The sequence below is a fragment of the Tannerella forsythia genome, from assembly GCF_003860135.1.
GTDB classification, from domain to species: domain Bacteria; phylum Bacteroidota; class Bacteroidia; order Bacteroidales; family Tannerellaceae; genus Tannerella; species Tannerella forsythia_A.
Genome location: NZ_RQYN01000145.1, coordinates 1 through 579 on the forward strand (window position 1 = coordinate 1; position 579 = coordinate 579).

1 protein-coding gene is annotated in these 579 nt (G+C 58.7%); it reads left to right on the plus strand.

Annotation, left to right across the window (positions count from 1 at the left end):
* The coding region (locus EII41_RS13715; protein ID WP_185711935.1) for an Ig-like domain-containing protein at positions 1-462 on the plus strand (462 nt) is incomplete at its 5' end.
* Positions 463-579 lie beyond the last annotated feature (117 nt).

The window sequence follows — 579 nt, forward strand, 5'->3', positions numbered from 1 at the left end:
CTGACGCTCAACCATCCCGCGTTCGTGGCCAACGGGATCGCCACCTTCCGGCTCGAAATCGTCGAAATCCTCCCCACCGACGCGGCCGACAAGTCCGTGACATGGGCAACCAACAACCCCTCCGTCGCCACGGTCGACGCCCAAGGCCTCGTGACCATCCATAAGAAAGGCAAAGCCACCCTGACAGCCACCGCCCGCGACGGCAGCGGCGTCAACGCCACCTGCCTCCTCGACGTGGTCAGCACCGTAGCCAACGAAACGGTCGACGGCCTGCGCATCTTCGCCGCCGGCGGCGCGTTGCATCTCACGCTGCCCAAAGCCGAGACGGTACATCTATATCATGTCAGCGGCGCGATGGTGAAAACGCTCTTCCTCCCCGCCGGCGATCACGTACAGCCGTTGCCGTCGGGCGTGTATCTGGTGCGCGTAGGAGAGCGAGCAACGAAGATCCTGATAAAGTGAAGAACGAAAAGTGAAGAGTGAAAAATGTAGTCAAAAGTAGTCAATGTAGTCAATGTAGTCAATGTAGGGGCGAACCTGTGTGTTCGCCCTTATTTTTGTGTCGTGTTGGCAGGTTAT